The sequence below is a fragment of the Puia sp. genome (assembly GCF_036500295.1).
Lineage (GTDB): Bacteria > Bacteroidota > Bacteroidia > Chitinophagales > Chitinophagaceae > Puia.
This window is the reverse complement of record NZ_DASYCH010000067.1, coordinates 15,225-36,832: the sequence shown is the minus strand read 5'-3', so window position 1 is coordinate 36,832 and position 21,608 is coordinate 15,225. Positions and strand designations below refer to the sequence as shown.

At 55.4% G+C, this 21,608-nt stretch carries 8 protein-coding genes and 1 pseudogene; 4 read left to right on the top strand and 5 right to left on the bottom strand.

The window, feature by feature from the left end; translation table 11 throughout:
• Both VGM48_RS13820 and VGM48_RS13815 read left to right on the top strand, forming a co-directional pair.
• Nucleotides 1–370, top strand: a pseudogene (locus VGM48_RS13820) (selenocysteine synthase); the annotation flags it as partial.
• Between the two features lie 310 nt (nt 371–680).
• A complete protein-coding gene (locus tag VGM48_RS13815) occupies nt 681–1,583 on the top strand; it encodes a carotenoid biosynthesis protein (RefSeq protein ID WP_331580039.1) in 903 nt (300 codons plus the stop codon).
• 4 nt (nt 1,584–1,587) lie between these two features.
• Here VGM48_RS13815 and VGM48_RS13810 read toward each other — a convergent pair whose 3' ends face one another.
• From VGM48_RS13810 to VGM48_RS13790, 5 genes are all read right to left on the bottom strand, one after another.
• Nucleotides 1,588–2,211: a response regulator transcription factor gene (locus VGM48_RS13810; RefSeq protein ID WP_331580037.1), complete on the bottom strand. Its 624-nt coding sequence runs from the start codon at nt 2,209–2,211 to the stop codon at nt 1,588–1,590.
• Between the two features lie 9 nt (nt 2,212–2,220).
• Nucleotides 2,221–5,271 carry a sensor histidine kinase gene (locus tag VGM48_RS13805; protein ID WP_331580035.1) on the bottom strand — a complete coding sequence of 1,017 codons (3,051 nt, stop codon included), beginning with the start codon at nt 5,269–5,271 and terminating at the stop codon, nt 2,221–2,223.
• An 89-nt stretch (nt 5,272–5,360) separates the two neighbouring features.
• Nucleotides 5,361–13,820, bottom strand: coding sequence for a SpvB/TcaC N-terminal domain-containing protein (locus VGM48_RS13800; RefSeq protein WP_331580033.1), 8,460 nt, complete (start codon nt 13,818–13,820; stop codon nt 5,361–5,363).
• A gap of 13 nt (nt 13,821–13,833) precedes the next feature.
• Entirely contained in the window at nt 13,834–15,798 is a 1,965-nt protein-coding gene (locus tag VGM48_RS13795; protein ID WP_331580031.1) for a T9SS type A sorting domain-containing protein, read from the bottom strand.
• A 15-nt stretch (nt 15,799–15,813) separates the two neighbouring features.
• Nucleotides 15,814–16,506, bottom strand: a complete 693-nt coding sequence (locus VGM48_RS13790; protein WP_331580029.1) for an outer membrane beta-barrel protein — start codon at nt 16,504–16,506, stop codon at nt 15,814–15,816.
• A 524-nt stretch (nt 16,507–17,030) separates the two neighbouring features.
• On the opposite strand from VGM48_RS13790, the gene VGM48_RS13785 reads away from it, so the two are divergent.
• A complete protein-coding gene (locus VGM48_RS13785) occupies nt 17,031–18,503 on the top strand; it encodes a hypothetical protein (protein ID WP_331580027.1) in 1,473 nt (490 codons plus the stop codon).
• A 59-nt stretch (nt 18,504–18,562) separates the two neighbouring features.
• Nucleotides 18,563–21,604: a hypothetical protein gene (locus VGM48_RS13780; protein WP_331580025.1), complete on the top strand. Its 3,042-nt coding sequence runs from the start codon at nt 18,563–18,565 to the stop codon at nt 21,602–21,604.
• Nucleotides 21,605–21,608 lie beyond the last annotated feature (4 nt).

Genomic DNA, 21,608 nt, shown 5'->3' with positions numbered 1-21,608 from the left:
AGAAGAGATCTTCGGCATGTACGCTGCCTTGCGTTCCTATCTCGAACGCGATCATCAGAAGGAATGGGACGGCTGGCTCCAACGGGCCAGGCATATCTCCACCCGGCTCGCGCTGCTGCCGACGATAAAGACCGAGGTCTGGGTAAACCCCGGCCCCGCCAATGCCTTCCCCAACCTGCTTGTCGACTGGGACCGCCAGCATTTCAAGATCACGCCAAAAGATGTCCGCAAAGCGCTGCAGGATGGTAACCCCAGCATCGTCACGGGGGTACATGAGGACCGGCTGCTTCTCGGCGTCGTTCTGTTGCGTCCCGACCAGGTCGATATCGTCATCCAGCGGGTAAAAGAGGTGCTCCAGCATTCCGCTTAGCGCCGGTGCTTCGGCATTGCGCCTGGAGCCCGTCCTCCCGGGTCATTCGGGAATTTTCCGTCGTCCTGACAATACCCAGAACTGGGGAATTTCCCGGGCCTAAAAAAATAGGCTCCAATCTTTCGCTGGTTGAATGTGTAATTTGTAATACCTTTACCCCGCTTCCTCACCTCTTTCCGGCATATTTCGCCGGCACTCATCTACCTCAAACACCGGTCAAAAAGGATATTAAAACTATATCCCCTAAACGTATTATATGCCCCCCTTTACCGGTATACCTTACGGCATTGCCCCTATTTGGTGTTTTCCATTGGCTGAGACCAGCCTCTATGTCCTATTTTTATTCTGCTTTCTCCATGCCCGTAAAAAGGGACCTACCGCGGTTGCTTACTTGCTTGGCGGTGTGCTCTTCGGTCTTGTGCTGGAGTATATGGAAGTAATGATCGGCAACTACACCTATGGCCGATTTTGGGTAATGTTGGGCCGTAACCACCGGGATATCCCTCTTTGTATCGGCGTTGCCTGGGGCATCATTATGTATTCGGCGAGACTTTTGACCGACTGGCTGGGCCTGCCGCTTTGGGCTGCCGCCGCATTCGATACCCTACTGGCCCTCAATATCGATTTCAGCATCGACGTAGTCGCTTACCGCATGCATATGTGGCATTGGGACTGGTCCTATATGTCGGCCAACCCGCTGACCGCCCAATGGTTCGGCGTTCCCTTTGGTAACTTCTTCGGCTGGCAAACCGTGGTCTTTTGTTACTCGGCCTTCAGCCGGCTATTCGCGGGCATGAACCTGAGGAGAGAGACCGGCGCGATAAAAAATGCCTTCACCACCTTTCTGGCGATCAATTGCTCCCTGGTAGTCCTGTTTACAAGCGAAGAGAAGATATCTCCGAAGCTGGCCCATTTCGGCATCACCTCCGCCCACCGCGTTCTGCTGATGTGCGCCTTTTTGTTCGCACTCGTCGCCTATGGCTGGCGCCACCGGCATATTGTCACAGGGAGCCTTCCCGGCATTGCCCGGGTAGTTCCTTTTTGGTTTCATCTGCTGTTCGCAGCCTTCTTTTTTGCGTTGGGATTTTACAGTGAGAATACCGCGATGACCCTGGCCGTCATCATCAATTTCGCGATCGGCGCATTGCTGCACGCGTTGCCGGTACTCTCGGCCAGTGCGCCGCGCTCGGCGCTTAATGCGAGGACTACGTGATCCCCTAGATCTCCCCTTTCAGCGACTTGATGATCACCTCGGCCTTGCTGTTAACCTGCAGCTTGCGGTAAATGTTCTTGATATGCTGCCGCACCGTCTCCAGGCTGATCCCGAGACGAACGGCAATCATCTTATAGCTCAACCCATCCACCATCGCCGCAACAACCTGCTGCTCCTTGGCGGTCAGCAACTCATTGTAGCTTCGCTTCGGCGCAAAATATTCCACCACCTTTCGCGCGATGATCGGTGACATCACCGCCCCGCCCCGGCTGATGATATTGATACAGTCCAGGATCTCTTCCATGGCGGTATCCTTTTGCAGGTAGCCCACGGCCCCCGCACAAAGCGCCTTGAAGATGCGGTCGCTGTCGATATACACGGAGAGAATGATGACGGCCGCCTCCGGGTACCGCTTCCGAATCTCGGGAATACCTTCGATCCCCGACTTGCCGGGCAGCCCGATATCGGTGAGCACGATATCCAATTGCTCCACCCGCCCCGCCTGGGCGAAGAAATCCTCCACCGAAGCAGCCACGATCCGGCAGTTCAATTCCTCCCGTCGCTGAAAAAACGCGGCAAGATAATTTCTTACCACCACATCGTCTTCTATTAATGCCAGTTGGATCATATGCATTGTTTAAACCGGAACACTCAACGTGATCGTCACCCCCGGCCCCGACTCGATATCGAGGCTCGCCCGCAGCCTGTCCGCCCGTAGCCGCATATTGTACAAACCCTGCCCGCTGCCCGTGTGTCCCTGCCCGTTGCCGGCGTGCGCCTGCCCGTTGCCGGCGCGTTCTTTCCCGATGCCCTTGCCATCATCCTTTATCCGCATCACGAACAGCCCCTTCTCCCTTCTCAGCTCGACGTCCACGCGGCTGGCGCCCGAATGCTTTACAACATTATTGATCGCCTCCTTAAAGGTCAGGTAGACGTTCTGACGAAAATTCATGGTCAGGCGTTCCTGCCCGGCTACCCCGGCATGCGTCAATTCGAAATCGATATTGGCAGCGGCCAGCATATTGTAGAGATGCTCCTGCATGTACTGGATCATCCCCAGCATGGTGTCGTTTCGCGCATCGATGCTCCAGACCACATCCTTCATGGTAGACACGGCTCCGCGGCTGATCCCGGAGATGGCTCCGAGCTGCTCCTGCGTGTTGTCCGTTATCCCCTCGCGCTTGATGGCATCCGCCAGGATCGTGATCCGCACCAGCGAACTGCCCACGTCATCATGCAGATCGCTGGCGATCCGCGTACGCAGCCACTGGATCTTCTGTACCTGCCGTATCCGGTATCTCACCCCCCACCAGACGATGGCGATGGCCGCCGCGATCACCAGGGCGATGAACCAAATCGTCTTATAAAAGACCGGCTTTACCCGGATGTCGATGGACAGCTCGTTGATGCTACGGCTTCCGTTGCCGGTATTGCCTCTTATCTTCAGGGTATACTTCCCCGGTGACAAGCTGTTAAACGAAATAAAATGCTGGCTCCCGATCGAATGCCAGACATCGTCGACGCCCTGCAATTGATAGAAAAACCGGTTACCGCCAGGATCATACAGATCGGAGAGCATGAAGTAAAACGAGAAGAACCGGTCCCCGGGCCCGATCACCACCTGCCCGGGCGTTTGCCCGTTAAAGACCGTATCGGTTGTATTCCCGTTGTTGCTCGTTTTATTAAACCGGGTCAACAGGATCGTCACCGGCTGTTTCGTCCTGAACGCCTTGTCGGGATCAAAGACGACATAGCCGTTCAAGCCGCCGAAGATCATCCGCCCGTCGCGCATCCGGTAGAACGCCTTCCGGTTAAACTCATCGGTGTTCAGCCCGTCCTTGGCATAAAAATTCGTGAACTGGTTTGTTGCTCTGTTGAAATAACTCAGCCCCGCATACGTGCTGATCCAGAGGTCCCTGTTCTTGTCCTCCAACAGCCCGCACACCGTGTTATTGCTCAGCCCCTCTTTATTGGTGTACTGCTGCACCTCTCCACTCTTTTCGTTAAACCGGATGACGCCGCCGCCCGCCGTGCTGATCCAAAAACTGCTGTCGCCGTCGGGCGTGATATCATTGATGCCATATTCCAGCCGCCTGTCGACGGAAAGCTTGATCACCTTATGGCTATGGGTGTCGATCTTATACAACCCATTGGCAGCCCCGGCCCAGATCCACCCGTCTTTCGCCACCAGGCTCCAGCAGGAAAGGTGATGAAAGGGCATATTGCCTTTGTCATCCCGGAAAGGCTGCATGCTCCGGGTTTGCGGGTCAAACGTGTAAACATTGTACTGGCCGGCCGTCCAGAACAGCTTGCCGTCATTACAGATGCTAAACTGGTTGATACTCTCCTGCTTCTCCTGTTCCGTCCCCCCGGCCAAAAAGATCTCCAAAGAATCGGTCCGGGTATCATAGCGGCCGATGCCAAACCCGGCCAGCCAGATGATATCCTGTTGATCGTACCACATATCATAGATATACCCGATGTCATAGCGGCCATTTAGCGGCAGCCGGATCGATCTATTCACCACCGGAAGCGCCGACACCGGCACCGCGCCAAAATTGGACAGCGCCACCGTGGTATCTGTTCCTGAGCGGGTATGCATTCGCTTTAGCAGGCCGTAATTCTCTGTCGCGGCATACAGGTTGTCCTTTCGGTCGGTCATGATCGCCCGGCAGCGGATATCCTTCAACGGTTGTCCCCGCAGCGAGAAGGGGATCGAAGTGAAGACCGCCTCCCGGTTGGAGATCTTTATGATGCCGTTGTCGGTCCCCACCCAGATGGTATTATTATGGTCCTTATAGACACAATAGACGATCGATGCATTCTCCGCGGCAAGCACCCAACTGTAGTCGGTCACCTGTTGCCGCGACAGGTCATATCTCACCAGTCCGGCCCGGTCGTTGCCCTGCCAGATATTGCCATTCGCATCGCTGCAAAAACAACTATGCAGGTGCAGGTTCGGTCCGGTGATGAGTTGACAGTTCTTTATCCAGCCTGTAAACCTGCCAGCCTGTTCGTCAAACCTGCTGACGCCATAACAGGAGACACCCCATACGGCATTTTTTTCATCGACATAGATCTTCGAGTAATCGGGGGCGAACAACAGCGGCGCGCCGATCTTCTCCCGGCCGGCCGCGACGGTCCGCTTTGCCAGCGTGGTCCGATTGTCGAGATACGACACCCATACGGCATGGTCATCCTTCTCGGTGAGCCCGGTCAGCACCATATTCGTCTGCAGCAATCCCGAATCGATGTTCACCGGCAGGAAATGCTCCTCGTCGGTAAAGTCGACGAGCCACCGGTCGGATAACACCCACACATGACCATTCTTTCTTTTCTGGATCGCCCGCACCGGACCTTGCGGCAGTGAGGCGGGTGAAGCATCATGAACAAATCGCCGGATGGTATTGGTGCGCGGATCAAGAATGTTCAGTCCGTTCTCCGTCCCGATCCAGATCCTCCCCTGTTGGTCCTGAAGTAAGGCCGTGATCACGCTGTTTGTCAACGTGGGCTCGCTCAGGATACTGTATTGCACGAGAAAGCTCCCGTCATAGCGGTTTAGTCCGCCGTTCGTGCCGATCCAGAGAATGCCGTTCTTATCCTGTAAAATGCATTGAACCGAATTATTGCTGAGTCCATCCTCGACTGTAAGCCGGGTATAGGAAAGCGAAGGTTGCCCGATTACCATCAGGGGTAGTGCCAGGAATAGACAGTATATAAAAATTAATCTCTTCTGCAATCAGGTTTGGGTTATCGCAATTTACGCCTTTTAGAGGATTATCTCGATCCATTTCCCCCCTGCGAGGGCGACCCGCCCCGGGGCCTCGCCAGATGAAGGATCACGGTGATGGAACCGCTGCTCTTTCGGCGCCTGCCCGATACCGAACCACCAACACCGGGCTGCATGCTCGGAACGGCAACGCTGTTTTCTTCTTCGACAACCGAGATAATACTCTCCCGGTCGATGCTCAGGGAGCTGCTGCTGCCTCCCCGGCGCAGGCCGTAGATCGTGCTATTCCTCCCCCGTTGGTCAGGCATCTCCGAAAAGCTCCGACGCTCACTTAGCTGCGAGGCCCTGCCCTGCCGGCTCTCACTTAGCTCCATTCCCATGTCGGCCAAATCGCTTTCCGACCTCCATGCCACGTCCGCGGCATGGCTTCCCCTGCGCTCGATCGCAACAGAATGCCGGCTCATCGGTGCTTCATACCTGTCGGGGAACCATCGCGCAAATCGCTCCTGCCATTTCCGGCTGAGGGGCTCCCTGGATTTTTTAGCCTGGACTTTGATACTTCGCGATTCGCTGGTCTTGCCCCTTCCCATCCGCGAATTATCTGCCGGGTCCAACCCCCGCCCTACGATCAGGCCGGGATTCATATAAGGGCTGCTCTGCGCATCGTCATCATCATCGGTCGCCGCCACGAGTCCATACCCCGAGCCATCGAGCGGGAAATCATCCCCCAGCGGGTCCTGCACGCTCAACCATTGACTCAACGCGGGATCATAGAATCGGGCCCCATAGGCATAATAGCTGCTCACCTCGTCCCTTTCCTTCGCATGGAACAGATACGGCGTTACAAAGGAGCCCGTATGCTCTTCGACAAAGGTCTCGCCCAGCGGCGAATATTCATCATGCTGCGTGATACTGCCTTCGCCATTCGTAACATAGGTGGTGCTTCCTGTCAGGTCATGATGGAAGAAATACTGATCGTTCTCATACAAATGACCCGCATCCTCGAAACCATACCCGGCCTTTGCCGAGTCATTGGAGGGAATCGGCGGCAGATACACCGGCGGCCCGTTTGGCGGGGTGAGCGTATCGGCCGGCCACCCGGTGGGCACATTGCTGGCGGTGCTGTCGAAAAACACCGGTGCGGGGATGCCGCTATTCCGGGGTTCCGCATAGTAATTCTTATCCGTTGGTGGACCTGGGCTCACACCCAGCGACGCGTAGTAGGCGGTTTGGTTCTGTTCCATCTGCGCCGCCCGGGCCACATAATCCACGTTACCCGCGGTGAGTCCCGATTGCGGGAAGGAGATATTGACAAAGGTCCCATGCCCGAGTTTGGAGGCGATCCGCTCGTCCCCGATATAGTAGTGCTTGGTAAAGGTCGCGCTCCTGCTGACGAGGTAAGGGCTTACATAGGCCGAATAGTTATTGGTGTGCTTCACGGTCCCCGCCGGAGCGCCGTTGACCCAAAGACTCTGCTGTCCGCCGCTGCTGGCAATCGCCATGACCCCATCGGCATCATAGGTGTACTGACTCAATACGCCCTGATGATTATAGTAGATCAACCGGTTCTCTTCGTCATAATAATTTTCGACGTCGCCATACCCCAGCTGGTTGCCATTGGCATCGTAGGTATATTTATTACCGCCGACCTGCGTGGCCTGGTGGGGAGTTTTTCCATAGGTATACAGCTGATCATAGCTCTGGCCGCCGGCCGCTCCATGCATCGACTTGTGCACGATATTGTACAGGTCGTCATAGGCAACCTTCACGCCATAGGTCGCGGAGTCTTTATCCCCCTGGTATTCGCCGCTGGCGGAATCGAGCCGGTATAGATTGTCATACTGGTAATTTTGTTTGCCATTCGCGGTCTGTACCGCCAATACATTGCTTTCCGCATCATAGGTATAGACATTGTTCGAAATCGGCTGGCCGGTTGGGGAAAGCGTCTGCAGCTGAACAAGCCTTCTGCGCAGGCTGTCGTAAGTGTAGAGATTTTCGGTATGGTTGCCATAGCGCAGATAGGTCCGGGCCTCGTAGAGATCATAGCCGGCCTGATCGACGTAGGTATAGGCGGTTCCTTCCTTGACTCCGCTCATGCTTAACAGGTCGCCCGCTTTGTTATAGTGATAGCTGACGGCTTCTCCGTCAGGATAGGTAAGCGTTTTGATGCGGCCCCAGGTGTCATAATCCTGCTGACTAACGAAGGTGGTGGCAAAAATGGGGCTGATCAGAACCGTGCGAATGATCTTTTTCACCGCTCCCTGCAGGCCATAAAAGAATTCCTGTCCGCCGCTGGCGTCTTCCACCAGGGTAACCCGCCCGGCCTTGCTGCCGCTGCCCGCCGCGCCATAGCTATACTTCACCTTGTTCTGGTAATTCACCGGGTAGTCGATATCGGTCAGCCGGTTGTAGTCGTATTGGTAGCGGATGGCGCCGCTGTCGGGCATCTCCCGATGGATCTCCGCGGTCGCCTTTTTCAGCACGTTGCCGGCAGGGTCATATTGAAAAGTAGTGAGCCCCCCATCAGGATGCTGCGCACTCAGCTTCCGGCCAAGGTTGTCATAGGTCGCCAGGAAGGCGTTGCCGGCATTGTCCGTCGACTTTATCAGTTCATTCAGCGCATCATAGCCAAACTGGGTGGTAATGCCGCCGTTAGGCCCATATTCTTTTGTGGACCGCTTCCGGCCGCGGACATCAAATTGGTTCTCTACCCGGTTGTTCAGCGCGTCGGTGCCGGCGATCATGAACATCCCGCCCGCGGCGGAATACTTGTTGCTGCTCGTGGCGCCATCTGCGAGTACGGTCTTTACGACCCGGTTCAGCACATCATAGGAGGTCGTGGATTCGATGCCCCCAAACGCCGAATCATAGGTATACGTGTTTGCTCCGATGGCTTCCGGGGTGGGATAATAGGTCCTCACCGCACGGCCGAACGCATCAAAGATCACTCGTCCCGAAACGGCCATCTGCACGTCGTCAGCTGCATTCTTCCCCTTGAAAAGGGCCACCTGCTTTTTTACCTGCACACTCCGGCCCAGCCCATCCGCAAAATTGACCATCGGGATGTCCGCGCTGTCTTCGGGGTCGTAATGTCTTGTTTCCGCCCAGGAGATCGTCGAATCGGGATGATAGCTCACCTTGATGGTATATGGCAAGCCCGCCGCCAGTTCGGTGGGACCCGTATATGTCAGCACCCGGCCGTGGTTATCCAGCGTGTAGCGGGTGGGCTCATCGTTGCGGTTGATCATCCCCGTGATCAGTCCAAACCGGTAATCATAGGTCTTTGTCGTGGTATAGCCGAACGCATCCGTTATTTTGGTGTTGTAGTTGTGCACTACATTATCATACTCATAGGTATAGGCCATGCGCTGACCCTTGTAGTTGGCGGGTTGGGTAATGGTTGCTACATTGCCATAGGAGTCATAGGTAAGATCCGTCTTCGCCGCCGTTCCGTCGGCCAGCCACTCGCTGATATTGATGATATCGCCCGTCGAATTGACCGCGGTCGTGCGTTTCCGTCTTACTCCTTCCGCCGTGGTGACTTCGACACTGGCCGGTACCGATTTGACATACACCGCGTCCAGGTCGTGATAGGTGATGGCGGTAAGCCGCAGATCCTGCTGGCTACCGTCGCCGGCGTCGTTGATCTTCGTGACATTCCCCAGTGCATCGTAATCATACTGGATGATCGTGCTCACGCCCGCGGTAGCCGTCCCTTCATAAAACAGCTTCTGCGTCTGCTTCAGCGCCGGGAATTGTACGCTGTCCTGTACAAGCCGGAGATCATACAGGTTATTGGTTTGCGTGTATTTGTTGCCGGCCGAATCTTCCAGCCATTCACTCGCCAGCAGGCCCCGGTTATAATAGGACGAATTCAGATACTGCCGCACATGACTCCGGTATACTTTGTTTTGGTTGGCCGTATTCAGATCGCGGGTGGTCACGCTGTTGAAACCATAAAACTCCCGTTCCCTTCTGTCCTGGTTGCCGCCGGCATAGCTGAATTGCCGGCGGATCGTATCGACACCATCTCCCCTGACGCCGTCGAATACCGTCGTGGCTGCCAGCACCCATTTGCTCTGCGGCATCCCATAGGTGTTTCCCGCCCGGGAATACTCCAGCGTTAGCGTCGAGCCCAGCGGCTCTTTGACAAAACGCAATAGGTTGGTCCTGCCGATGGACGAAACGGAAGCCGTCAGATCGCCATCATTGGAGGAATGCAACATATCGGCGTATCCATCGCCGTCGACATCCAGGACGGCGTCGTTCTGCCGGGCTACACCCCAACCCGTATTGGAGAATGGGTTGATCGCGATCTTGATAAAGATGATGGGGATGGGGATCACGCCCGTGGCCGCGAAATTCAGCGCCTCGCCGGTGGAGGTGTTCACCGTCACCTGATTGAAGTTCTTCCACGGGATGTACGGCCCAAAACCGTTCCCCGTATTCAATCGCACATTCAGAACAGTCGTTGTCAGGAAGGGGTTCTGTGGGTCGGTGACCGTGCCCAGTGACAACTGGTCGGGCAGGCCGTCCCCGTTGACGTCGTTTAACGCAAAAGAATTGGTGGCGGTGGTGCGCGACATGCCATAGCCGCCCTCGAAGGAGCCGGCCCAGAGATTCAGGCCCAGGCCTGCTCCTTCGGAAAGACTGTTCCCCCGTTCGATCCCGCCCAGGCCCCATGGCTCAGCAGGGGCAAAGCGATAACCGAGGTTCAGCGCCACCTGGCCGGTCGCATAGATCCGGTCGATCAATCCATCCCCGTTGATATCCATCCATGAGCTGATCGACTCGTCATCGTTATTCTCGAGTCCGCCGGAGAGACCGATGGCATGCTTGGCGGTGTTCTCCGCTGCCCCGGCGTTGGACTTTGGTGCATTCTTGGGGTTGGCCCGGGTGAAGTCGCCGCCGAGCCCACCGCCTTCAGCGGTTCCGAAGTCGGTTGTCGCGCCGATGGGCTGCGCGATCACGGTTGCGCCGAGTCCGCCGCCGGGCAGGGTATATTGAATGCTTCCATCCGTGACCACATCCGGATAGAGATCGCCGTTCATATCCATCATGTCGAGGCTGACCGTGCTTTGCGCCTTGGAGGTGCCCGCGCTGGCCCCAAGGGGACCGCTGAACCCGCCGGCCATATAGCTGTCGATAACGGTGCGGCTTTGCTTGTTCACGGACCCGGCCGACCCGCCTGCCGTCGTGCTGTCGACGGAAACATCATGCAGCCCCAGGCGGGAACTGCTCATCTCGGCGGCCATGACAAAGACACTGGTGTCGTAGCCGCTCCATTGCAATTTCCGGGCATCGGGGAACAGCGTGACAAAATAAGTTTTGGAAGGGTCCTGCAGCCCGGTAAGCGAGGCGCTGTCCTGATAGCCGCCGGGGTCCGAGGGATAACTGCTCACTTCGTTGAGGTTTAGCGAGTCCTCGGCGATCGGCAGATTGGCGGTGTTGCCCTTTAGCGCAAACTGTCCCCAGCCGCGGAACAGCGGCCCCAGGAACAACTGTGCGGGGTTGGCGTAGAGATTGGCGGGAAGTACGGTATCGGCGATAAGCGAATCCTTCGCCGTTCCGGCGATGATCACCGTTGTGTCCTTGTATACGGCTACCATCGGCGCGGCCAGGCCCAGGGCGAAGTTCAGCGTATCGGTCGCGTACTCGATATATATGGGTTTGTTGGCAGGGCGGATGAATCGGATGCTGTCCATGGCGGTCGACATCGCACCTCCGGTGATGTTAATCTGCCTTTGCGCATAGATGGTATCGTCGCCCTTTATCGTCAGCCACAGGATGCCATCGCCCCCGCCGCTGACCTGGGGCACGATTACGACCGGGTCCTGGCTGGCCGGTACGTAGGGGGCAACGGCGATGACCCGGGTATTATAGTTGGAATTATCCGGCACGGGGAAACCTTCCATCGTAGGCTTGCCGTCGGTGCCGCTGACCGGCGTGCCATCCGTGAAACTGACATATGCATAGTGGGGCAGCCATTGCAGCGCGCTTCTGTCGATATAGCTGCGGCTGCGGATCAGAAAGTAGAGTTGATCGGAGGTGTCAACGGCCAGCGGTCCGGGTAGGGTCAGGTTCCCGCTGGTGGTTTCAGCAGGTGCAAAGTCCTGCTGGTAAAGCACGGTGGAGATCGTATTCCGCAGCCGGACGATCGACAGCGTCACGGTATCCGTCGTAAGCGATTTGTTGAACACGCCATCGACCTGGATCGATCCGGGCTTCGCCATACCTGAGGGACTCGGGCTATGCAGGATAAAATCGGCTGAAGCCTGGTAGTGGCTGCTGACCTTGTGATCGGAGGTCGGCAGTTGCGGAGTGGTATAGTCGATAATGGGATCCCAGCTGACCTGGTCGTCATCCCCGTTGTAGATGGATTGCAGCCTGAAATAGAGGTGATCACCCTTGTTCACCGCCAGCCCGCTCACCCCGGTGGGTGATTTTGGGGAATAATCGTCCGGGCCGATGGTCGTATTCCAAAGGACGGCTCCGCGCAGTTGGATGCTCACCCGCACCCCATCCTTTTTGGGGTTGGCGACCCCGGCGTCATTCGGGTTCACCAGCAGCTGAACGGGGGCGTTGACCGTGACCGTTCCGCTATAGGGAGCCTCCCACATCTTCACCACATCCTGCAGCGGGAACATCTTTTCCTGGCGGGCCTGGAGGGCGGTATCCTTTAACAGGAAACTGCTGTCCACGTTGCCGGACAGAATGGGATTTGGTGTGGGGGTACTGGTAGTGGTAAATACCGGGTTGCCCTGGGCGTCGAGGTGATTGAAATACACCGTTCCGTTGTTGGCGATATCCATCAGTCCATCGCCATTGAAGTCGGAAAAATAGACGGTGGTAGTAATATTCATTTCCGTATGCTCGTACCCCACGAAAAGCGTGTAAGGGACAACCTGCACCCCGCCCCCGATACTGATGTTATTGCTCGCACTGATATCCGAGACCCCGGTGATCGGCTTGCTGGGCCCAAAAGTCTTTGTCGCCCCGCCCAGGTTGGCCCGATAGTGAAGGCTGCCGTTCTGCTTGAATACTTTGTCGGGCAGGCCATCCCCGTTGATATCGATGAGACTTACCATTCCTTCCTGGTCGTCGCGGTTATAGCTGAAAAAACCGCCGACGGAAGCCTTCTTGCTCCATTCGTCGCCGAAGATCGATCCCACGGTAACCCCGCCGCCGCCGCCCTTGCTCATCGCCTTGGAGGAGCTGATCGCCGTGGCTTCGGAGGTAAACGCCGGGATCTGGTTGGGCAGGTCGCCCTGGATGCCGTCACCGGGGATATTCCAGCGGACAATACTGTCCGCGGCGGTATAGTTCTGTTTGTGCACGTCGTCATAGTAGTCGAACCGGTGTGTGTAGAAGACGGCGCCGGCGCTATCCAGTTCGCTGATACTTTGCAGGAGGGTCTTGTAAAAAGCGCCCTCCTCATATTGCAGAACATAGCTTCTAATCGGTGTGCCGCTGAAACTGATGTTCACCTTCCTGAGCAGGTCCGCGCTTACGGTCTTCATACCCAGCCGGGCGTCGATGGTGACATCTTTTCGTTTTGTCTCTTTCAACTGCCGGTCGCGGATAAATTCGATCTTATAGGGACCATCGACTGTACCGGTGCCCGTATAGTAGATCTGGCTGAGGTATAGTTGCCGTCCCGGCTGGGTGCTTCCCGTCACACCCGGGTCGGTCACCGTATCGTAAATGTAATGGACATAGTTATCGTTCAGGTCCCTGGTCTCTACCAGCGCCCAATAGGCGATATTATTCTGATCGTCCTTTAGAACGGCATTGCTCACTGCCCCACTTTGCTCTGTGCCGCCGTAGCAGCTGCGATTGCCGTTTTTTTCCGTGACCTCCCACCAGTAGGTGGAGGGGCTGTTGCCATGACGGATGACCTTGCTGAAGTCACCCTCCACGCGGGGATAGAAACGCTTTTCAGAAGTTCGCTTCACGAGGGCCGACCGGTTATTTGTGGGGGCCATCTGCATGCCGTTGAGCTGGTACATTTCCGTCTCCAATGCGGAATCATATCGCGGCACTCCCCATCGGGTGTCGATGGTGATGGCGGGCGTATATAAATTCCAGCCGTTGCCCAACCAACTGCCGCCCCAGTCGCTGTTGTATTGTATCGGCAGATCGGGCTGCTGGCCCTGGCGGCCGGCGGGCAGCTTCATCTCAAACGTCAGGGAAGCGTTTCCCTGGCTGTTGGCCACGGGTGCGTCGATGAGCGAGATCCCTGCCGTGGGGTCGGCAAGTTTGAAATCTTTTATGGAGGTGGGGACGAAGCCCTGGGTCTGCGGCGTTTCGGGGACGTCGATGATGGGGTCATCGGGCACAGCAGAAGCGGCTTCCATCCCTTTCCCCAGTCGTCCCGCCACCTTTGCAAAGCCGGAACTCCTGACAACAAAAGAATCGAAACGCCGCTTCTGCCGCACAGGTTCCCTAACGATAAACCCCATGGCCGCCAGCAGAATAATCCCCCCTATAAAATAATGTCTTGTCATATGCCGCCGGTGATCATTTTGTGATGATTAGTCTTTTCGTGGCATTCGATAAGCCCGAAATAAATACCAGTTCGTAAATGCCGCCCGTTGTCAGCGCCCCCGAAAAGTAATAGTTCGATCGTCCATCACCCTTCTGCACCGAAACAAGCCTGCCATCCTGGGTATAGATTGCCATGGTCACGGGAGCAGGATCGTCCAGGGTAACCCTTGCCGTGTACGCGGCCGGTGATGGATTCGGATATACGGTTATGTTGTACAGCGTATTGTTGTGGTTGTTGGTCACCGTTATGTCCTGTTCGGTGCTGCAGCCGTCCTTGCTACAGGTCAGCGAGTAAAGTCCCGGCGTGGTGATCGTCACCTCGGAGCTATACGATTCAAAATTGCCGGGTCCCGTCCATTGCCAGGTCAGTCCGTCCGGCATATTGACGGAGGCATCCAGTTGCAAGGACCCTCCGGGGGTCAGCGTATAGCTCGACGCGAGCGACTGCGGCAGCGGGGCGCCCTGGTCGTTCAGGTATAAGGAGTCGGTGTAGAGGGCTCCGCGTGCGTCCGTTACCGATAAAAAATATTTCCCAAAGGACAATGCGGCCACGTCTACCGGCGATCCGTTGTCGGCGATGGTGCGGGTAACGAGCAGGCCGTTGTTGCTTTGCAGCGTCAATTGATAAGGCGCCTGTCCGCCGATGATCCGGGTGTGCAGGCCGCCCGACCGCGGCAAGGCACAGGTGGGTGGATCGATGGCTGTAGCCAGCAGCAGGTCCCGGGCGACGATGAGACCCCATACGTCCTTGCCCGATTGGTCATTGTCCCATTTTATTTTGTTGAAAGAGGCTTTTCCGCGTTCATCCAGCTGGTCCATGCGGATAAACGTCGCGGCCGATGCGGAGAATTTCCCCTGGCCCGAGGGATCGACTACCAGCCAGTAAACGGGCTGAGGCGGCAGCGGGGCGTCCACCACTTTGGTGTCGATGACCGTTGTCGTCGTGAAGGCGGCGCCACCGGCGCCCATGCCATGCGGGATCATGAGCCAGGTCTTTTGCAGCATCACGGGCATCCCTGCCACCTTGGGGGCGGGTGTCAGCGCTTTGCCATTATCTCCCCAGAGAAGAAAAGAATTGTTGCTCAGCGGGGCGGCGGCCGTCATCGTCATCAGCCCCGGCGTATTGCTGCTGCCGGCGGCCGGCTGGTTCAATCCGGCGGAGTCGTCGCGGCAGATGCCCGCGATATTGTGATGCCAGGTGGCGTAGCTATAGCCGTCCCAGATGGTTTCCCCGGTGCTGCTGAGATAGGTGGCGCCCGGTTCGGTCAGGGTGATCCCGTATTTCAGGGCGAGGTAGGAGGCAACCTGCAGCCGTTCGTGCGTGTTGAGCACCCGGTCGTAGGCGATGACTTCGGGGAGTAGCCCTTTGAAGGTCGAGACGGGCAAGGCCGGGGAGGCCGGTTTAACTCCGAGGTTCCAGTATTGTTCCGCCACCGGTAAGGAATCCCTTTCTTTATGTTGAACGTAGAAATTGACTTTCGGTTGACCGCGCACGATATCGGTGTAATTCATATACCGGCGGGCCGACAGATCCGCCATCCGGTTGGTGGTAAGGACCAGCATGGTCTGCCGGCCGTTGACGATATGCCAGATCGCGTTTTCGTGTGCCGTATCCTGGGACTGGTAGACCGTGAAGTAACTGGCATTATGGAGATCTCGGGTGCCGAGGGCGATGACCGGCGGTGTGGAACCGTTTGGTCTCAGGCCGTCCACCAGCAATGCGGGGTGGAAATTAAGCTGGCCGAGGGAACCATTTGCAACGGCGATGTTCGGTTGCCCGGCAAGGAGGCTGTGCAGGGTGGGAGTCGCCGCCGAGCTGTCCGTACAAAGCCAAAGGAAGGGGGCTTTTACACCCCCGGGGTAAAGGGATTGGCCTTGTACAGAAAAAGAGAGTGCCCACAGCAAGGGAAGCAGCAGGCAGGACTTCCATGGTTTCATGATTCAAGCGTTTCGCTAGTCAAAAAGGTTCGCAAAGTTGATCGCTACCGACAATTCATATACCGTATTCGTATTCTTTGCCGCGATGAAATTGTAGGAATTGGCCTCTGTTTCCACCGTATTGGTGGCGCTCCAATAGTATCGTACCCCCACTTTCAACAGCGACCCGATATCGACGGCAGCATCGACCGCGAGACCAAAATTGTTCTTGCCCATCAGCACGTTGCGTAGTTGCTGCTGTTGTTCCAGGTCTGTCCCGAATGCCGGGAGTTTCCCGTTGCCCCAGGAAGTATAGAGGATATCCCGGGGGGCGACGTTGATGCCCAGGAAGGGACCCGCGCCCAGGCTCACCCGTCCGGCGAAAGGGAACCATTTCGCCAGGCCGACCAGATTCACGTACTGGTAAGCAAACTCCATCTTGTAATTGAAATCCTTCTCGTAATTATTAAAAAGCACATCGCCGCCCTGCCGGGTGTACATAATCTCCGACTGGAACCCTACCTTCTTGTTTTCCAGCTTGTATTCATAATAGACGCCGAGGTGCCAGCCATAGCGGCCCTTCTCTTTTATCTTGTAGTTGAGAAAGTAAGGTTCACTCAGTATGATGGTGGAGAGGTTGCTAACCTGTGAATAGTTGGCGCCGGCCTTAAAGCCGAAGTCATTCGTCTGGGCAAGGGTCATTTTCACCGGCAATAGGTACGTCAACAAGCACAAAAGAACTGGGCGACAGGTCATTGAAAGGGTTTAGCCGCAAAATTTGCTTAAAATTCCGCATTGCACAATCCCATGAACATGGGATGGGGGCGATGGGGCGGCGCTTCGCTACGCCCCATCGGCTAGCTGCCGCTTCGCGCCTGCCCGCCCCCATCCGTTCATATCCTGCCCACCGCTAACGCATATCCGCCCCGCCGTAACCACCCGATTTTTCTAAAATTTCCATGTAGACGGATTTTAACCCGGTAAAATTCGGTTATGCACCGTTATGCCGCAAATCCACACGCCCATGGCTCATTTCGACACGCACTAAGTTAAAATCAAGTTTGTCCGGCGGGCATTGATGACATGAACGTTCCTACTAATCATTTGCGAAGTGCTTGGAAAACTGAAAATATCTGTCTAGGTTTAAATCACTTTATCCCTATCCCCCGAAAGCTCCAATTCGAATCAACTTCCGCACCATTTCATCTCCGTTCCCCGTTTTTCGCTTTTGTTAAACGTTAACCTATTAGCACATGAGATATCCTTTCATTTGGGTAGTCGCCTTCGCGTGCACTATACCGATCGTTTGCCACTGCCAGGACCCTCTTCAAGATCCACAGACCGTCGATAAAGTTTCCGGGTTCCCAACGCGGCTACTGGACAAGATCTCGGGGCAGGATGCCACCCTCCAGCGACAGTTGACCCGGCAGACGGAAAAGTACCTGGCCCGCCTGGCCCGGAAAGAGCAAAAACTGAAAGCTCGCCTCTACCGCCTCGATTCGGCCAAAGCGGCCTCGCTGTATACCCAGGATCCACAACTGCAATATCAGCGTCTGTCCCAACAACTCCGGCAGGACAGCGCAACGACGGTTCGATCGATGGGGCCGGAATACCTTCCCTACGCCGATTCCCTTAAGGGCATGCTCGCTTTCCTGAACAAGAATCCCCAGGTTGTAAATTCCAATCCGGCGTTGGCGGCACAAATGCAAAGTTCTCTCACCCAATTTCAGCAATTGCAGACCAGGCTGCAGGATGCCGATGCGATCAAACAATTCGTCCAAAACCGGAAAGCACAGATCCAGCAGTATCTAAGTCAATATACCAATCTGCCGCCGGGTATCGGCAGCGTATTCAAGGGATACAATCAAGAAGCTTATTATTATGCCGAACAGGTGCGGCAATATCGTCAGATGCTCAATGACCCCGGCAAGATGCTGCAAACGGCACTCGGCTTGCTGCGGAATGTGCCGGCTTTTACGACGTTCATGAAACAGAACGGCTTTCTGGCCGGGCTATTAAGTGTACCGGCAGGCTATGGAACGGACCAGGGTCTGGTCGGGTTACAATCCCGCGACCAGGTGTCGGCGATCATTAACGGGCAGGTCGGCCAGGGCGGAAGTGCCGGAGCCGCCGCGATGCAAGGCAGCCTCGACGCCGCGCAGCAGGATATCACCAAGATGCAGAACAAGCTGAGTTCCCTGGGCGGCGGCAGCGGAGATATGGACATGCCCAATTTTACCCCCAATCATCAACGCACGCGAACCATCTTCCAGCGACTTGAATATGGAATGAATCTGCAAACACAACAGTCGTACTATCTTTTCCCGACCACCATCGACATCGGCATTTCGGTGGGATATAAGATCTCGGATAAGAGTACCGCCGGCATCGGGGTCAGCTACAAGACAGGCTGGGGAAATAGTTTTCAGCACATCCAGGTCAGCAGCCAGGGCGCCGGTCTCCGGAGTTTCATCGATATAAAGGCAAAGAAAAGTTTCTATGTCACGGGCGGGTTCGAATACAATTACCAACCGATCGCCAGCTCCACAAAAATAAATGACCCGCTCAATTGGACCCGCAGCGGCCTGATCGGCATCAGCAAGATCGTATCGATGAAGACCCGATTCTTCAAGTCTACAAAGATCCAGCTATTGTGGGATTTCCTGAGTTACTATCAGGAGCCGCAGCAACAACCGATCAAATTCAGAGTAGGCTATAACTTCTAACTGCAATAACCATAAACACTGATAAGATGGTCTCCGAGAAAAAAATCAAGGTATTCACTTTGTGTCTACTGTCTTCCCTCCTTTTTTGCTCGAATGGAGCAAAAGGCCAGCCTACCTTTCCTTCCACCCAGGTGGACCAGAGCTATGTCCCTGCCTCGCCAAACGTAGCGGCTTTCCAAAGGTATGGCAATAACCCCGTTGCCCTGTTTGAAGGCGCCCCAGCCGTCACCCTTCCCGTCTATGAGGTCAAGCTGGGTTCGCTGAGCCTGCCGATATCGTTGAGCTACAACTATAACGGATTTGAGCCCATGAAGGACGCCGGATGGGTGGGTTTGGGATGGAACCTGAGCGTGGGCGGCGCCATCAGCCGGATCGTCGAAGGACAGGTCGACAGCACCCGGCCTGCCGGACTCAACTACGGTCAATACACTTACGCCGACAGCCTGACCGGGGACAACCCCAATCTGAACAATTTTCTGGCGGAACACTATGATCTGGCGCCGGATGTTTTCGATGTTGAACTGGCGACGGTATCGGGTAAATTCATTTGGTGCAACGGCAAGGCCTTCCAATTGGACTATGACAAAAAACTGGGAATTAGCTGGCCTTCCGTGAACAGCGACATGACAGTCACCTCGGACGACGGAACCATCTATGTCTTCGGGGCGAAAGAGGTCACGACCTCGAATATATATTGGTACGGGTCCCTTTCGGACTCCACCGCCTATAATTCCGCATGGCTCCTCACTTCCGTTATCTCGGCGGATAAGAAGGACACGATAACGCTCAACTATACGACGTATAGCTGGAAGCAGGCACCCGTCAACTATCAGAATACTTACGTTTCATCCGACGGCACTCAATTGGATCTGGGGTATGACCCCACCTTATACCAGGTCGCTCCGACGATATCGGCGCAGGTGCTTACCTCCGTCACGTATCGCAACGGAAGGGTAAGTTTCCTCCCGTCGACCAGAACCGATATCAACGGAACCTATCCCAGTTTGGGGGAGATCGATGTCATCGACAGTCTCACCGGTGCTACCGTGCGAAAGAATGTTTTTTCCTACGAATATTTCCATCCCGGCTCCGGCAATGCCGCAAACCAGGGGCACCTGAAATTGAAAAGTATGACTACGGTGAACCCGTCAAACGCCAACGATACGATGGCTTACCGTTTCAGTTATATCCATGAATATGGAGATTTCCCACTCAAGGCAACATTGGGGATCGATTATTGGGGCTATTACAACGGCAACGATGGCAACAGCTCCCTGTTGCCCTCATCGACTTCCCCTTACTATTCCGTTACTCCTTCCTCGAATTTTGGCGGTTCGAACAGCAGGGATCCTAATTTCGACTACGGTTCTTATGCCGCCCTCGATACCATCGCCTATCCGACCGGCGGTTACACGGTGTACCAGTATGAACAAAATATCTCCTTTGATGACGTAACCACATCGGCCGCGCCGGGCATCCGGGTGGTAACGGCCACAGATTATGATCGGTATAAGCCCACACCTGCCCTGCAAAAGCATTACAGCTATGTCAAGGACGACGGAGTTACTTCTTCCGGGGTGTTGCTGGTCGTTCCGAATTTTGGCGGATACAATTTCGTGACGGTAACAGATGGCTCCACGGCCAACTACAATACGTACAAAGCCGAAGCCAACAGCGGAGATGTCGGGGGGCGCTGTCCGAAATTCTATTATTCAAAAGTGACGGAAACCGTCAGTTCCGGTGGAGAGACGCATAAGACGGATTATTATTACACCGGCCTTCCGACGTTATTCCAGGATGTACGGCTTGCCGAAAGAGTGGATTATTCCAATGACCCCAATACCAACTATTTTTCTCCAGTGCAAAAAATAGATTACGGCTATAACGTCGTGACGGATACCAACTTCCTCAACGGTTACTCCTATATCCTCCAGGAAACGATCGATCATCTGGATCGCCTGCCTATCCAATACAGCTACTATTTTGTCGGCGATGACTGGACCACCTATTGGATCAGCCCTTCTTCCCAAACAACCACTCAGTACGACGTGCATGGGAATAGCATCGCCACGACGACTACCTATCGATTCAACCCGTCTACCCGAAATCTTACCACTATACAGCAGACCGGCTCCGATGGCCAGACACTGGTACAGAAGATGAAATACCCGGAAGACTATGTCTCGGGGTTGACCGGAAACATGGTTGCCGGCAGGGTGTTGAATCCCGTCATAGAAAAGGAGACCTGGCTGAAAAAGGATGCCAGTGACTCATCACTCATCGATGGACAGATCACCCAATACGATCAGACCCTGTTCAAGCCGGTGGTCACCTACGGGTTGGAGACGACTTCGCCTGTTCCGGCGCTAAGTAACGAAACGACCTCCGGCGGAAAATACAGCAGCCTGATCAGCAGTTCGCAATATGTACAGAAGGGGCAGATCCAGTATGATGGGAATGGTTTGCCCAGCACGACCGCCAAATCTTCGGACATGAATATGAGTTTTATCTGGGATTACCGGCATTCGAGACCGGTAGCCGAGGTAAGGAATGCCGCACAGGCAGATATCGGGTTCTCTTCTTTTGAAGCGGATGGCGCCGGTGGCATTCAATTGACAAATAACGGGACAGGGATCATCCCGACCGATGGGATCTCGGGCACACACTGCTACCAGATCAACTATGGACTTGCGAAGACCGGCCTGGATCCTGCAAAAACCTATGTCGTTTCATTGTGGGCAAAAAGCGGGACACCCAGCTACAATGGATACAACGGAAGCACGCAGGTGGTAGCAGACAACAACGCCTGGACGACCGGGAAGACGATAAACAGCTGGACCTACCTGGAAAAGACCATGACGGGTGTGACTACGATCAATGTAAGCGGCGGCGGGGGATTGGTGGACGAGGTCCGTTTTTATCCCGCGAACGCCCAGATGACGACGTATACGTACGCACCGCTGGTGGGCATGACGAGCCAGTGTGATGTGGACAACCGGATAACCTATTACCAATACGATGGATTCGGACGTTTGAATTGTGTGAAGGATCAGGATGGGAATATCCTCAAAACCGTCGAATACCATTATCAAGGCCATTAAACCT

Excerpts from the sequence above, each read along its gene's own strand:
- VGM48_RS13810 (WP_331580037.1), bottom strand. The coding sequence starts at position 2,211 with ATGATCCAACTGGCATTAATAGAAGACGATGTGGTGGTAAGAAATTAT.
- VGM48_RS13805 (WP_331580035.1), bottom strand. The coding sequence starts at position 5,271 with ATGGTAATCGGGCAACCTTCGCTTTCCTATACCCGGCTTACAGTCGAG.
- VGM48_RS13800 (WP_331580033.1), bottom strand. The coding sequence starts at position 13,820 with ATGACAAGACATTATTTTATAGGGGGGATTATTCTGCTGGCGGCCATG.
- VGM48_RS13795 (WP_331580031.1), bottom strand. The coding sequence starts at position 15,798 with ATGAAACCATGGAAGTCCTGCCTGCTGCTTCCCTTGCTGTGGGCACTC.
- VGM48_RS13785 (WP_331580027.1), top strand. The coding sequence starts at position 17,031 with ATGAGATATCCTTTCATTTGGGTAGTCGCCTTCGCGTGCACTATACCG.